A 14,540-nucleotide genomic window follows, 5' to 3' on the forward strand; every position below is an offset into this window, starting at 1 on the left:
ACGGGCGGGGCAGGAGGGAAGCGCTGTTCGGTACCTCCTTCAGTCATCAACTTCCTGTCTGGATCACATCTATGCTCAACCTCGTGCGCATCGCATTGCGGCGCCCCTATACCTTCCTGGTATTGGCTATTTTCATTCTGATTGTGGGCCCGCTCGCGGCCTGGCGTACACCGACCGACATCTTCCCCGAAATTCGCATCCCCGTGATTGCCGTGATCTGGCAGTACACCGGCTTGCCGCCCGACCAGATGGCCGGCCGCATCACCTCGCCGTTCGAGCGGGTGCTGACCACCACGGTCAACGACATCCGCCATATCGAGGCGCAATCGCTGAACGGCTACGGAATCGTCAAGGTGTTCTTCCAGCCGGGAGTCAACATCAGTACGGCCAACGCGCAGATGACTTCGGTGTCCCAGGCCATCCTGCGTCAACTGCCGCCGGGCACCACGCCGCCGCTGATCCTCAACTACAGCGCCTCGACAGTGCCGATCGTGCAGTTGGCCTTGTCCGGCAAAGGCCTCAGCGAACAGAAACTCGGTGACCTGGGCCTCAACACCGTGCGCCTGATGCTGACCACGGTGCCCGGTGCCGCACTGCCATACCCGTTCGGCGGCAAGACCCGCCAGGTGCAGATCGACCTCGACTCCGCACGCATGCAGGCCCGTGGTCTCTCGGCGCAGGACGTGGCCACTGCCCTGGCCACGCAGAACCTGATCACCCCGGTGGGCACGCAAAAGATCGGCAGCTACGAGTTCAACCTGCAACTGAACAACTCGCCGACGGACTTCCACGACCTGGAAAACCTGCCGATCAAGACCGCCGACGGCACCACCGTGTTGATTCGTGACGTGGCCACGGTGCGTGACGGCAACCCGCCGCAGACCAACATCGTGCATGTCAACGGCAACCGCTCCGTGCTGCTGCCGGTGCTCAAGACCGGTTCGGCCTCGACCCTCGGGGTGATCGCCGGGATCAAGGACAAACTGGCCGACAACAAAGGCGCCTTGCCGCCCAACCTGAATATCGACCTGATCGGCGACCAGTCGCTGTTCGTGCGCTCGGCCATCAGCGGCGTCGCCCGGGAAGGGATCATTGCCGCCGCGTTGACCAGCCTGATGATCCTGTTGTTCCTCGGTAGTTGGCGCTCCACGGTGATCATCGCCACGTCGATCCCGCTGGCCATCCTGTCGTCGATTGCCACGCTGTCGGCGCTCGGCGAAACCCTCAACATCATGACCCTCGGCGGCCTGGCATTGGCCGTGGGGATCCTGGTGGATGACGCTACGGTGACCATCGAAAACATCAACTGGCACCTGGAACAGGGCAAGCCGGTGGAGACGGCGATCCTCGACGGCGCGGCGCAGATCGTCACGCCGGCGTTCGTGTCGCTGCTGTGTATCTGCATCGTGTTTGTGCCGATGTTTTTCCTGGAAGGCGTGGCGCGCTTCCTGTTTGTGCCGATGGCCGAAGCGGTGATCTTCGCGATGATCGCCTCGTTCATCCTCTCGCGAACCCTGGTGCCGACCCTCGCCAATTACCTGCTCAAGCCTCACGAACATCATGCGGACGGTACGCCGGTGGTGGTGCCGTCGAGCAACCCGCTGGTGAAATTCCAGCGCGGGTTCGAGCGCCAGTTCGAGGCGTTTCGCGGGGTTTACCACGGGGCATTGGAGAGTGCCTTGCACCACCGTCGTATCGCGGTGATCGCGATGCTGGCGTTCGTCGCCGTGTCGTTTGCGCTGGTGCCATTCCTGGGTCGCAACTTCTTCCCCGACGTCGACTCCGGGCAGATCCTGTTGCATGTGCGTGCACCGATCGGCACGCGGGTCGAGAGCAATGCGCGGCTGGTCTCGCAGATCGAGAACACCATTCATAACGTGATCGAGCCCCGGGAGCTGGCGGCCATCGTCGACAATATCGGCCTGGCCATCAGCGGGATCAACGTGGCCTACAACAACACCGGCACCGTGGGTTCACAGGACAGCGACATCCAGATCAGCCTGAAAGAGGGCCATCGTCCCACCGCCGAATACATGCGCGAACTGCGGGAGCGGCTGCCCCGTGAATTCCCGAATGCGGTGTTCTCGTTCCCGGCTTCGGACATCGTCGGGCAGATTCTCAACTTCGGTTCTTCGGCGCCGGTGGATGTGCAAGTCAGCGGCAATAACCTGCCCGCCAACTTCACCTACGCCAGCACGTTGCTGCGGGAAATCCGGCGGGTGCCGGGTGTGGTGGATGCGCGTATCCAGCAGTCGCGGCAACTGCCCACGTTCAAGATCGATGTGGACCGTACCCAGGCCCAACTGGTGGGCCTGAACGAGCGCGATGTGACCAACAGCCTGGTGGTCAACCTGGCGGGTTCCAGCCAGGTGGCGCCGACGTTCTGGCTCAACCCGGCCAACGGCGTGTCTTATCCGATTGTGATGCAAACCCCGCAGTACGGCCTCGACACCCTGGCCGCCCTGCATAACCTGCCGTTGAGCGGCAGCCCCGGTTCGGCGCAAGACCAGACCCTCGGCGGCCTGGCGTCCATCGAACGCAGCCACGCGAACTCGGTGGTGACCCAGTCGGACATCCAGCCGGTGGTCGAGGTGTTGACCGCAATTCAGGGCCGCGACCTCGGTGCCGTTGCCGCCGACATCCAGAAGATCATCGCCGCCCACGCCAGCGAAGTGCCCACCGGCTCCAAGGTGCTGTTGCAGGGTCAGGTGCAAACCATGAACGCGGCCTTCAGTGGCTTGCTGTTTGGCCTGCTTGGCGCGGTGGTGCTGATCTACCTGCTGATCGTGGTCAACTTCCAGTCGTGGGCTGACCCGTTCGTGATCATCACCGCCTTGCCGGCGGCGCTCGCGGGCATCGTGTGGATGCTGTTCATCACCCACACGCCGCTGTCGGTACCGGCGTTGACCGGGGCGATCATGTGCATGGGCGTGGCCACCGCCAACGCCATCCTCGTGGTGAGCTTCTGCCGCGAACGCCTGGCCGTGCACGGGGATGCGGTGCAGGCGGCGCTTGAAGCCGGCTTTACCCGTCTGCGCCCGGTATTGATGACCGCGATTTCGATGATCATCGGCATGGCGCCGATGGCGCTGAGCCTGGGGGAGGGCGGCGAACAGAACGCCCCGCTGGGCCGCGCGGTCATCGGCGGGCTGGCCTTCGCCACTATTGCCACGTTGTTCCTGGTTCCGCTGATTTTCAGTCTTGTGCACGGGCGGCGTCAGCACGCCACGCTTGCGACCACCGCCACTCAAGGGGTTTGACATGTCTGCTTCCGTTTCCAATCCGGGTTCGCCCCGCCGTAAATCCCGTGGTCTGCTCTGGCTGTTGCTCGGGCTGGTGGTCCTGGTTGCCGTGGTGGTATTCGGCATCGGCGTGCGCGCCAGCGAATCCCATGACCTGAAAACCTGGACCGATGCCCAGGCGTTGCCCAGCGTGATCCTGATCACCCCGAGCGTGCAGCCCCAGGGTCCGATCCTGAACCTGCCGGGGCGTCTTGAGGCGTATTCGCGGGCGTCGATCTTTGCCCGGGTCAATGGCTACCTCAAGACCTGGAACGTCGACATCGGCGACCACGTGAAGGCCGGGCAACTGCTGGCCGAAATCGACACGCCGGAGCTCGATCAGCAACTGCTGCAAGCCAAGGCCGTGCTGGCTTCGGCCCAGGCCGACGAGTCGCTGGCACAGACCACCGCCAAGCGCTGGCAGGCGATGCTTTCGTCGGACTCGGTGTCGCGCCAGGACGTGGATGAGCGCACCGGCGACCTGACTGCCAAGCAGGCCAAAGTGGTCGCGGCCAGGGCCAACGTCGACCAGTTGGTTGCCACCAAGGGCTTCCAGCGCTTGACTGCGCCGTTCGCCGGCGTGGTCACTGCACGCTCCACCGATGTGGGGGCGTTGATCAGTGCCGGTGGTGCCACTGGCAAAGAGCTGTTCGCGGTCTCTGACGTCAGCCGCCTGCGGGTGTATGTGCAGGTGCCGCAGTCGTCGGCGCCGCAGATCCAGGTGGGCACCGTGGCGCGTCTGAGCGTGCCGGAGTATCGCGGTGAAACCTTCAACGCCAAGGTGATCGCCACCGCCGATGCGGTGAACGCCGCGTCCGGCAGCACCCTGGTGCAACTGTTGGTGGAGAACCCCGGCAGCCGCCTGCTGCCGGGCGGCTACACCAGCGTGCAGTTCACCTTGCCGGTGCAGACCGACGTGCTGCGCCTGCCTGCCAGCGCCCTGGTGTTCGATGACAAGGGCATGCGCGTGGCCACCCTCGACGCGAATAATCATGTGCACTTCAAGACCGTGACCATCGCCCGGGACTTCGGTGACAGCGTGGAAATCGGCAGCGGCCTGGTCGCCACCGACCGCGTGATCGACACCCCGCCCGACGGCCTGGCCGACGACGATTCGGTGCAACTGGCCGCCAATCCCGTGGAGGCCAAGCCCCATGGCTAAGCGCACTTGCCTGGTATTGGTCGCGACCCTGGGCCTGGGCGCCTGCCATCTTGCGCCACCGCTGGACGTGCCGGAGGTACCCATCGCCGCGCAGTTCCATACCCAGGGACCGTGGACCGTCGGCACGCCGAACGACCAAGCAAGTCGCGACGGTTGGTGGCACATCTACAAGGACCCGCAACTGGACGCGATGGAGCAGCAGTTGCTACAAAGCAACCCGGACTTGAGCGCGGCACTGGCTCACTATTCCCAGGCCCAGGCGTTTTTGGCCCAGGCGCAATCCGGGCTGTTTCCAAAGCTGATCGGTTCCAGCAATGCCCAGCGCATTCGCCAGTCGGACACCCGCCCACTGCGCTCTGCCAGCCCGCCGAATGTTTACGATTCCGGGACAGTGGGGGTCGAACTGGACTATGAAGTCGACCTCTGGGGCCGTGTGCGCGACACCGTTGCCGCCGGCACCAGCGACGCCCAGGCCGCCAAGGCCGACCTGGCTTCGGTGCGTCTGAGCTTGCAGGCGCAATTGGCCGACAGCTACATCCGCCTGCGTGGCATCGACCGGCAAGACCAGTTGCTGCAGGAAACCAGCGATGCCTATGCCAAGGCTTTGAGCCTGACCGAAGGCTTGCACGGCGGCGGTATCGTCTCCGGGCTGGACGTGGCGCGGGCGCGTACCCAACTGTCGACGGTCAAGTCGCAGCTGAGCCAGAATTTGGTGCAGCGTGCAGTGCTCGAACACTCGATAGCGGCGATGCTGGGTGAGTCCGCATCGACCTACGCGATTGCCCCAAGCGTCGCGGATATCGCCTTGCCCGGCGTGCCCACCGGTGTACCGTCTACGCTGTTGCAGCGTCGGCCGGACATCGCCGCTGCCGAGCGCCGGATTGCCTCGGCCAATGCACGCATAGGGGTGGCGGAAGCCGCCTGGTTCCCGGCCCTTACCCTGAGTGCCCAGGGTGGTTTCCAGAGTGATGAGTTCGCGCACTTGTTGAGCGCGCCCAACATTTTCTGGGCGATTGGCCCGTCGCTGGTGGGGACGATTTTTGACGGCGGCGCGCGCCAGGCCGGAGTGGACAGTGCCAAGGCGGCAACAGATGAGGCCGCAGCCAAGTATCGTGGTGTAGTGTTGACCGCGTTCGAGCAGGTGGAGAACAACCTCTCCATCATCTCCGGGCTCGACACCGCCCTGGTTGACCAGCGCGATGCGGCGGCAGCCGCGCAGTACGCCGAGGACTTGTCCCTGGCACGCTATCGCCAGGGTGGCGCGGCGTACCTGGACGTGGTGACGGCGCAGGTAGCGTCGTTGCAGGCACAGCGCACGGTGCTGGATCTGCAGACTCAACAGTTAAGCGCCAACGTAGGGCTGATCAAGGCATTGGGTGGCGGCTGGAATATGGCCCAACTGGCCCAAAAGAACCTGTAGGAGCGAGCGTGCTCGCGAAGGTCGTCGACCACAACGCGGGCATCCTGAAAGAACACGGCGCCCTCGAGTTTTTCGCGAGCAAGCTCGCGCCTGCCGTTAGTTGTTGTGAACATTGAATCCAAGGAGTAGTGGCATGACTGATTACGTACCGCCAAAAGTCTGGACCTGGAAGACCCAAAACGGCGGCACCTTCGCCAGCATCAACCGGCCCATTGCCGGCGCGACCCACGACAAGGAATTGCCGGTAGGCCGTCATCCGTTGCAGCTGTATTCGTTGGCAACGCCCAATGGCCAGAAGGTCACGATCCTGCTGGAAGAGCTGCTGGCCCTGGGTCACCAGGGGGCGGAATACGATGCGTGGTTGATCAGGATCGGTGACGGCGACCAGTTCGGCAGCGGCTTCGTCGGCGTGAACCCGAACTCGAAGATTCCCGCGCTGCTGGACCGCAGCGGGCCCAAGCCGATTCGGGTGTTCGAGTCGGGTGCGATCCTGCAGTACCTGGCCGAGAAGTTCGGCGCGTTCCTGCCCACCGAACCGGCGGCCCGTGCCGAATGCCTGTCGTGGTTGTTCTGGCAGATGGGCAGCGCGCCGTACCTGGGCGGTGGTTTCGGGCATTTCTATGCCTACGCGCCGACCAAGATCGAATACGCCATCGACCGCTTCGCCATGGAAACCAAGCGCCAACTGGACGTACTGGACAAGCAATTGGCCGAGCACGAATACATCGCCGGGGATGAGTACACCATCGCCGACATGGCGATCTGGCCGTGGTACGGCGGCCTGGTGAAAGGCCGCTTGTATGAGGCGGGGGAGTTTCTCTCGGTGCAGGATTACAAGCACGTCGTGCGCTGGGCCAATGCCATCGAAGCGCGGCCGGCGGTGCAGCGTGGGCGCCGGGTCAACCGTGTGTCGGGCGAGCTGTCAGAGCAACTGCGCGAGCGGCATGAGGCGTCGGACCTCGACTGACCCACCACACCCACCCTTGTGGCGAGGGAGCTTGCTCCCGCTGGGCTGCGCAGCAGCCCCAAAACCTGCGCCCACGTTGTACCTGAAAGAATGCGGGMTGCTTATTGGGGCCGCTTCGCGGCCCAGCGGGAGCAAGCTCCCTCGCCACAGGTTTCTGCGGTGCTCTCACGCCTTTCCCATTTGGCAATCACCAGCGGTGCCAGGGCGTTGCCCAGCACGTTCAACGCGGTGGTCGGCATTTCCATCAGGCGATACACCCCGGCGATGAAGGCGATGCCCTCCAACGGCAAGCCCGCACTCGCCAGGGTCGCCGACAGAATCACGAACATGAACCCCGGCACCCCGGCCGCGCCCTTGGATGTCAGTACCATGGTCACCACCAGCAGGGCCTGGTCGCCAAGGCTCAGGTCGATGCCATACAGCTGCGCCACAAACAGCGTGCCGATCCCCAGGAACAGCGACGCACCGTCCAGGTTGAACGAATACCCCACCGGCACCACAAAGCTCACCAGTGAAGGCGGCACGCCGTAGGTTTCGAGTTTCTTCATCAGTTGCGGCATCACCGCCGCCGAACTGGCGGTGGAGAACGCCAGAATCAGTTCGTCCTTGATATGTCGCATCAACGCAAACAGGTTGATCCCGCACAGCCGCGCGACCAGGTTGAGCACCACCAGCACGAAGAACGCAATCGACACGTAGCTGACCAGGATCAGCTTGGCCAACGGCAACAGCGAGCTGAACCCGAAGTTGGCCACGGTCACCGCGATCATCCCGAACACGCCGATGGGCGAATAGGCCATGATCATCGACGTGACCTTGAACATCGCCTCCGACACCCCGCGCAGCAGGGCAATCACCGGGTCTTTGCGCTCGGCGGGCAAGCGCGAAACCCCGAGGCCAAACATCACCGCGAAGAACAGCACCGACAGCAGGCTGCCCTGGGCCATGGCGTTGATGACGTTGTCCGGAATGATCCCGACAATGATCTGCCCCAGGCTGTGGCCGCCGCCGGCGCTGCTCGTGGGCAGGGTCACGGCATTCGCTTGCAGGCTGGCCAGTTCGGTGCCGGCGCCCGGCTTGAGCAGGTTGCCCATCACCAGCCCGACGATGATCGCCAGGGTGGTGATGCAGAAGAAATAGCCCAGGGACTTGGCCCCGATGCGTCCCAGGGATTTACCGTCACCGTGCCCGGCAATGCCCACCACCATGCAGGCAAACACGATGGGCACGACGATCATCTTCATCAGCTTGATAAAGATATCGCCCGCCGGCTGCAGCAGGTTGTCCACCAGCCACGGCCGGGATTCGGGAAAACGGTGCAGCAGGGCGCCGATGGCGATGCCGGCGAGCAGGCCGATCAGGATTTGCCAGACCAGCGCGATGCGGGGCTTGTGCATGGGAATGCCTCATTTATATCAATGATTATGAGTGTTGTTCTAGGCAGTCAATGAGCGGCCATCCCTGGCCGCCGGGTGGGGCGGGAATCCGTCAGCGCAATCGATGGCACGCTTCATTCAGGCGACGGCAACCTTCTTCAATCACGTCAAGCGAGCTGGCGAAAGACAGGCGGATATACGGCGACATGCCGTACGCCGCGCCGCTTACGGTGGCCAGGCCGTGTTCCCGCAGCAGGTGCTCGGCCAGTTGGGTGTCACTGTCGATCCGCTCGCCGTGGGCGGTGGTCTTGCCCATCAGCCCGGCGACGTTGGCGAACACGTAGAACGCGCCATCCGGTGGCGTGAAGCTCACGCCGGGAATGTCTTCGAGCAGGCCCAGCATGCGTTCGCGGCGTTGCTGGTACACCTCGCGCATCCCGGCGATGGGCGCCTGGTCGCCAGCGAAGGCGGCAACTGCGGCAGCCTGGCTGAGGGAACTGGGGCAGGTGGTGGTTTGCGAAAGCAGCTTGGCAATGGCCGCGATCAACCAGGCCGGACCGGCACCGAAACCCAGGCGCCAGCCGGTCATGGCGTAGCCCTTGGAGGCGCCGTTGACGATCAGCGTGCGCGGCTTCAGGTCCGGTGCGAGTCGGGTCAGGGAAACGTGGCGGGCATCGTCGTAGACGAAGTGCTCGTAGATCTCGTCCGCCATGATCAGCACATGGGGATGGCGCCGCAGCACCGCGGCCAGGGCCAGCAGTTCGGCCTCGTTGTACACCGCGCCGCTGGGGTTGTTCGGGCTGTTGAGGATCACCCATTTACTGCGCGGGGTGATCGCTTGTTCCAGGGCCTGGGGCGACAGTTTGAACCCCAGTGACTCGTCGCCGGGAATGATCACCGGCGTCGCGTCATTCAGCCGTGCGATGTCCGGGTACGACACCCAATACGGCGTGTGCACGATGACTTCGTCGCCGCGATTCAGGGTCGCCGCCAGGGCGTGATAAATGATGTGCTTGCCACCGCACCCGGCAATCACTTCGTCCAGCCCATAGTCCAGCTGGTTATCGCGCTTGAGCTTGAGGCAGATCGCCTGGCGCAGGGCGAGGGTGCCGCTGGTGGCGGTGTAGTGGGTGTCGCCACCGTGCATCGCGGCGCTGGCTGCTTCGAGGATATGCGCGGGTGTATCGAAGTCCGGCTCGCCCACGGTGAAGTTGACGATGTCCCGGCCCTGGGCGCGCAGTTCGCTGACCAGTGCATTGGCGGCGATGCTCGGGGAGGGCGCGATGCCCAGCACCCGGTCGGACAGAAAGGCAGTGCTCATGATGACTCCCCTCAGCCTGCCAGGCCGGCCTGTTGCAACACCTTGTCGATCCAGCTCTGGCGCACCGCACCGCTGGCGATTTCGGCTTTGACTTGCTCTTCATGGGCCGCGTGTTGCGCGGCCTTGCGCAGCACTTCGGCGGCGTCGGCCTGGGAGAAGGCGACCAGGCCGTCTTCGTCACCCACCAGCACATCCCCCGGGTTGATCAGCATGCCGCCGATGGACACCGGCACATTCACCTCGCCCGGGCCGGTCTTGTAGGGGCCGCAATGCACCACGCTGCGGGCGTAGCAAGGGGTGTCCTCGAAGCTCGCGACATCGCGAATCGCCCCGTCAATCACAAACCCCACGCAGCCGCGTTGCTGGGCGTAGAGCTTGACCAGTTCGCCGATCACCGCGTTGTTGGTGTCGCCCTGGGCGTCCACCACCAGCACGTGGCCCGGCTCCAGCATGCTCAAGGCCTTGTAGATCAGCAGGTTGTCGCCGGGGCGGGTTTTCACCGTGAGCGCGGTGCCCACCAGCTTGCCGGTGCGGTTGTAGCGGTTCAGCCCACGGGCGCCGATGTGCCGGCCGAGGTTGTCGCTGATGTGCGGGGTGACCACGTGAGTGAAGGCTTCAAGCACTTCGGCGCAAGCCAGAGGTGGGTTGGGGAGGATGCGGGAACCGGGCAAGGACATGGCTGTAACTCCGATTGATCTTATGGGTCTGTGGCTAGATCTTAGGAGTGATGAACATACAGTTTTAGCGATATTTTATTATCTGATAGGATCGATTTTTCTCATGGGAGGTGGCCGATGATCACGTTCAAGCAAATCGACGCGTTGTACTGGATTGCCGAGCTGGGCAGTTTCGAGGCCGCGGCGAACAAGCTGAACATGTCGCAGTCGGCGATTTCCAAGCGCATCCAGGAGTTGGAAGAAACCTTCGATGTGGAGATTTTCGACCGCAGCAAACGCAATGCGCGGTTGACGGAAAAGGGCGCCGAGTTGCTCGACTACGCCAAGGACCTGCTGGAGCGTCGTGACTACATGCTGGAGCGGGTCAGCACCCGTGAAGTGCTGGTGCGCAGGTTTCGCCTGGGGGTGACGGAATTGACGGCTTTCACCTGGTTGCCGGCGCTGGTGGAGGCGTTGCGCGAGGCCTATCCCAAGGTGCAGATCGAGCCGTCGGTGGAGTTGAGCAGTGAGCTGTTTCGCAAGCTGGAGAGTGATGAGCTGGACCTGGTGATCGTGCCTGATGCCTACAGTGATTCGCGCTTCCTGAGTACGCCGCTGGGCAGTGTGGAAAACGCCTGGATGTGCGCACCGGGGTTGGTCAGCGAGGCTGATCCGGTGGGGCTTGAGGCATTGGCCGGGTATACGGTGTTGACCCAGGGTTCGCACTCGGGGACGGGGCTGATTTATGAGCGCTGGTTGGCAGCGCATGCTGTGCAGATGCCGCGCAAGTTGACCAGTCATAACCTGTTGGTGCAGGTCGGGCTGGCGCTGTCGGGGGTGGGGGTGAGTTATTTGCCCAAGGGGTGTTTGTCGCATTTGATCGAGCGCGGGGAGCTGCGCGCGCTGGTGACGGAACCGGCGCTACCGAGGGTTGGGTATGTGGCGTTGCATCGCGGGGATCGGCAGTTTGGCTTGAACCAGAATGTGGCGCAATTGGCGGTGCAGTGTTGTGATTTTTCGCGGTTGTTGTTTTAGTTTTTCGAAGCAGTGAGCGAGTCCTTAAAGACCTACCCGGTGTAATCCATCATGAAACGCCATTTCGAAGATTTGCAGCTGGGCAGCATCGAGCTGTTCTGCCTGGCCGCCGAGGCCAGCAGCTTTACCGCCGCCGCCCAGGTGGCAGGCGTGACCCCGGCGGCGGTGAGCCGCAGCATCTCGCGGTTGGAAGAGCGCCTGGGCTCCCGGCTGTTTGTGCGCACCACCCGCAGCATCCGCCTGACCGATGGCGGCCGGACATTTTTCGAGCAATGCCGCCAGGCGCTGACGCAACTGGTGGAAGCCCAGCAGGAAATGATGGGCGCGCAATCGGTGCCGTCCGGGCTGTTGCGCATCAGCATCCCGACCACCTACGGCCATCACCGGATCCTGCCGCTGCTGCCGAAATTCCGTGCGCTGTACCCGCAAGTCAGCGTGGATATCCACATCAGCAACCGCAACATCGATTTCGTCGCCGAAGGTTATGACCTGGCCATTCGCGTGCGGGCCCAGCCGGACTCGACGCTGATTGCGCGGTTGCTGGAAGACGCCAGGCTGGTGGTGGTCGCGACGCCGTCATACCTGAAGCGTGCCGGCACGCCCCAGGCCCTGGAGGATTTGCCGAACCACGAGTGCATCCAGTACGAATTGCCGAGCAACGGGCGACGCATTTCCTGGCTGTTCCAGGTGGACGGCAAGGAGCGGGAGTTTGCCGGGGAAGCAGGCTACAGCTGCTCTGACGATGTGCTGGGTGGCGTAACCCTGGCCAAGCACGGCGCGGGGTTATTCCAGACCTACAAGTTCATCGTCGAGGAGGAGTTGGCCAACGGCAGCCTGGTAGAGGTCTTACAGCCTTACGGCGGGCGATCACGGCCGTTTACCTTGCTGTATCCCCACGGCCGCTATGTGCCCCATCGGGTGCGGGCGTTTGTGGATTTTCTGCTGGAGCATCGCGCCGAATGGGCGGCGCTGTAGCGGCGGATAAGTCCCAGGTCAGCATCAGTTGGCCAATGGCAGTATCGATGGCATCAGCGTCGACGCCATCCCGGGCCAGGATCGACACGCCTTGCAGAAAACTGTCGTAGACCGTGGCCATGGCACGGGCGTTGGTCTCGGAGGGTAACTGGCCCGCCCGGATGCCGCGCTCGACACAATGCACGATGCCCGCCCGTGTGCGCTCTCGCGAATGGGTCAGCCCATGGGTGACTTGTGCGTTCTCGGGGGAGGGCGCGCTCATCACGCCCAGGGCTACCATGCAGCCTTTGGGATGCCCCTCTTCACACTGCATGCGTGCCGATTGGCGCAACGCCGTCTCGATGGCCTGGCGCGGTGGCAGGCTGTCATCCCACAGGCATTCGGTGACCTGGGCGAACGTCGCCAGATAACGCTGCACGCACTCCTGGAACAGCGCGTCCTTGGAGCCGAACGCCGCGTAGAAACTCGGCGCGGAGATGCCGCCGCCCAATCCGGCTTTCAACTGGCTCAGGGACGTCGCGTCGTAACCGTGCTGCCAGAACAGGTGCATGGCTTGTTCCACGGCCTGGTCGCGGTCGAAGGTGCGGGGGCGGCCCATCTGCGCCATGTGGAAATCCTCTTGGGTGATGAGATAAATACTAGTCGATACATAAGTCGTTGACAACGCTGCGTGGGGCGCCCAACATTTATATCGATCGGTATTTAAGTCCTCTCGCTCAAGGAGTTTCCCTGTGACCCCCTCAACCACCTTATCGGCAGACGCCGTTCCCGACCGCTTGCCCTTCGGCGCCTTGCTCGCCCTGGCCATGACCGGTTTCATCTGCATCGTCACCGAAACCCTGCCGGCGGGCCTGTTGCCGCTGATCAGCGATGGGCTGGGAGTTTCAGCCTCCATGGCCGGGCAGATGGTCACCGCGTATGCGCTGGGCTCGGTGCTGGCGGTGATCCCGCTGACCATCGCGACTCGCGGCTGGCGGCGACGCAATGTGCTGCTGCTGACCATCGTCGGTTTTCTGCTGTTCAACTCCATCACGGCGCTGTCCTCCCACTACGGGCTGACGCTGTTGGCGCGGTTCCTCGCCGGGATGGCGGCGGGGCTGGCCTGGAGTTTGTTGGCCGGCTACGCGCGGCGCATGGTTGAGCCACATCAGCAGGGCAAGGCGTTGGCGCTGGCCATGGTAGGAACGCCGATTGCCCTGTCACTCGGCGTACCGCTGGGCACCTGGCTGGGTGGGCTGGTGGGCTGGCGCACCACGTTCGGGATCATGTCGGCACTGACCCTGGTGCTGATTGTCTGGGTGCTGGTGAAAGTGCCGGATTATCCCGGCCAGTCGGCCCATCAGCGCATGCCGTTGCGCAAGGTGCTGACCACGCCGGGCGTACGGCCAGTGCTGGCGGTGGTGATCTCATGGATGCTCGCCCACAACATTCTCTATACCTACATCGCGCCGTTTGTGGCCCCGGCGGGCTTGGTGGACCGTGTGGATCTGGTGTTGTTGGTGTTTGGTATAGCGGCGCTGCTCGGGATTTGGGTGACTGCCCGGTTGGTGGATGTGGCGTTGCGCAAGACGGTGCTGGTCAGCCTGGCGGGCTTTGCGGCGACGTGTTTGGCGTTTGGTTTTCTGGCGCAGGTGCCGGGCGTTATTTACCTCGGCGTGGCGGTGTGGGGCTTGAGTTTTGGCGGCGCTGCGACGTTGCTGCAAACCGCACTGGCGGATGCGGCAGGCGATGGAGCGGACGTGGCACTGTCGCTGAACGTGGTGGCATGGAACAGCGCGATTGCCGGAAGCGGCGTGGTGGGTGGCGTGTTGCTGGATACCTGGGGCGTGGCGTCTTTCCCCTGGGCAATGTTGGTGTTGCTGGCGGTGGGCTTCGCGATTGTGTGGTGCGCGCGACTCCATGGCTTCAAGCCGGGGCACCGGGCCCACGGTAAACCTGTGGTTGGCGGGCACTGATATTTCCAAAGTCTTTGGAAAAACCGCTTCTAACATCAGACAAATCTTAAAATAACCTGCTGCTCGGCCGATATCCCGGGGCATAGGCTTTATCACCCCCGGGAGTATCGGCATGCGCATCAAGAGAATGTCTGCAATCCATATTGGCCTGTTGTTCAGCCTGTCCGGTGCCTGCATGGCCGCGAGCCCGGTGGGGCAGGGAGTCATCTCGTTTCACGGCAGCATCGTCGAAGCGTCTTGCACACCGCTCGCCGTGGCCAACGGGATGAAACTCAACAATTGCCCTACGTCCGCACGCGGCAGCGCCATCAGCGTCCGTAACGTGGAACCTGTGAGCTCGGTCACTGCCCTTGATCACAGCGCCGTCAGCGTGAAACTGGTCGCCGACAGTG

12 protein-coding genes are annotated in these 14,540 nt (G+C 63.4%); 8 read left to right on the forward strand and 4 right to left on the reverse strand.

Annotation, left to right across the window (positions count from 1 at the left end; translation table 11 throughout):
- Positions 1-71 precede the first annotated feature (71 nt).
- The 4 genes from JV201_RS09330 (at position 72) to yghU (ending at position 6,830) form a co-directional block, all read left to right on the forward strand.
- Complete coding sequence (locus JV201_RS09330) at positions 72-3,260, forward strand: efflux RND transporter permease subunit (RefSeq protein ID WP_003207890.1); 3,189 nt, start codon at positions 72-74, stop codon at positions 3,258-3,260.
- 1 nt (position 3,261) lies between these two features.
- A complete protein-coding gene (locus tag JV201_RS09335; protein ID WP_102605049.1) occupies positions 3,262-4,443 on the forward strand; it encodes an efflux RND transporter periplasmic adaptor subunit in 1,182 nt (393 codons plus the stop codon).
- On the forward strand, positions 4,436-5,863 hold the full coding sequence (locus JV201_RS09340; protein ID WP_219406788.1) for an efflux transporter outer membrane subunit: 1,428 nt from the start codon (positions 4,436-4,438) through the stop codon (positions 5,861-5,863). Before JV201_RS09335 ends, JV201_RS09340 begins: the two co-directional genes overlap by 8 nt.
- Before the next feature lie 133 nt (positions 5,864-5,996).
- Complete coding sequence (gene yghU / locus JV201_RS09345; RefSeq protein ID WP_219406789.1) at positions 5,997-6,830, forward strand: glutathione-dependent disulfide-bond oxidoreductase; 834 nt, start codon at positions 5,997-5,999, stop codon at positions 6,828-6,830.
- Between the two features lie 101 nt (positions 6,831-6,931).
- Here yghU and JV201_RS09350 read toward each other — a convergent pair whose 3' ends face one another.
- From JV201_RS09350 to JV201_RS09360, 3 genes are all read right to left on the reverse strand, one after another.
- Positions 6,932-8,227: a cation:dicarboxylate symporter family transporter gene (locus JV201_RS09350; protein WP_219406790.1), complete on the reverse strand. Its 1,296-nt coding sequence runs from the start codon at positions 8,225-8,227 to the stop codon at positions 6,932-6,934.
- Between the two features lie 91 nt (positions 8,228-8,318).
- Complete coding sequence (locus tag JV201_RS09355; RefSeq protein WP_003207899.1) at positions 8,319-9,527, reverse strand: pyridoxal phosphate-dependent aminotransferase; 1,209 nt, start codon at positions 9,525-9,527, stop codon at positions 8,319-8,321.
- Between the two features lie 11 nt (positions 9,528-9,538).
- Positions 9,539-10,204 carry an RraA family protein gene (locus tag JV201_RS09360; protein WP_003207901.1) on the reverse strand — a complete coding sequence of 222 codons (666 nt, stop codon included), beginning with the start codon at positions 10,202-10,204 and terminating at the stop codon, positions 9,539-9,541.
- A gap of 117 nt (positions 10,205-10,321) precedes the next feature.
- On the opposite strand from JV201_RS09360, the gene JV201_RS09365 reads away from it, so the two are divergent.
- Both JV201_RS09365 and JV201_RS09370 read left to right on the forward strand, forming a co-directional pair.
- Positions 10,322-11,218 carry a LysR family transcriptional regulator gene (locus tag JV201_RS09365; RefSeq protein WP_008433274.1) on the forward strand — a complete coding sequence of 299 codons (897 nt, stop codon included), beginning with the start codon at positions 10,322-10,324 and terminating at the stop codon, positions 11,216-11,218.
- A 51-nt stretch (positions 11,219-11,269) separates the two neighbouring features.
- Positions 11,270-12,193, forward strand: coding sequence for a LysR family transcriptional regulator (locus tag JV201_RS09370; RefSeq protein ID WP_008433275.1), 924 nt, complete (start codon positions 11,270-11,272; stop codon positions 12,191-12,193).
- Here the strand turns inward: JV201_RS09370 and JV201_RS09375 are convergent.
- Positions 12,096-12,800: a TetR/AcrR family transcriptional regulator gene (locus JV201_RS09375; protein WP_102368481.1), complete on the reverse strand. Its 705-nt coding sequence runs from the start codon at positions 12,798-12,800 to the stop codon at positions 12,096-12,098. The genes JV201_RS09370 and JV201_RS09375 overlap by 98 nt on opposite strands.
- Positions 12,801-12,924: 124 nt before the next feature.
- Here JV201_RS09375 and JV201_RS09380 point away from each other — a divergent pair, with 124 nt between their 5' ends.
- Complete coding sequence (locus tag JV201_RS09380; RefSeq protein ID WP_219406791.1) at positions 12,925-14,148, forward strand: MFS transporter; 1,224 nt, start codon at positions 12,925-12,927, stop codon at positions 14,146-14,148.
- 112 nt (positions 14,149-14,260) lie between these two features.
- On the forward strand, positions 14,261-14,540 hold a 280-nt coding region (locus JV201_RS09385; protein ID WP_219406792.1), incomplete at its 3' end, for a type 1 fimbrial protein.

Source organism: Pseudomonas sp. Colony2, assembly GCF_019382755.1.
Classification (GTDB): Bacteria; Pseudomonadota; Gammaproteobacteria; order Pseudomonadales; family Pseudomonadaceae; genus Aquipseudomonas.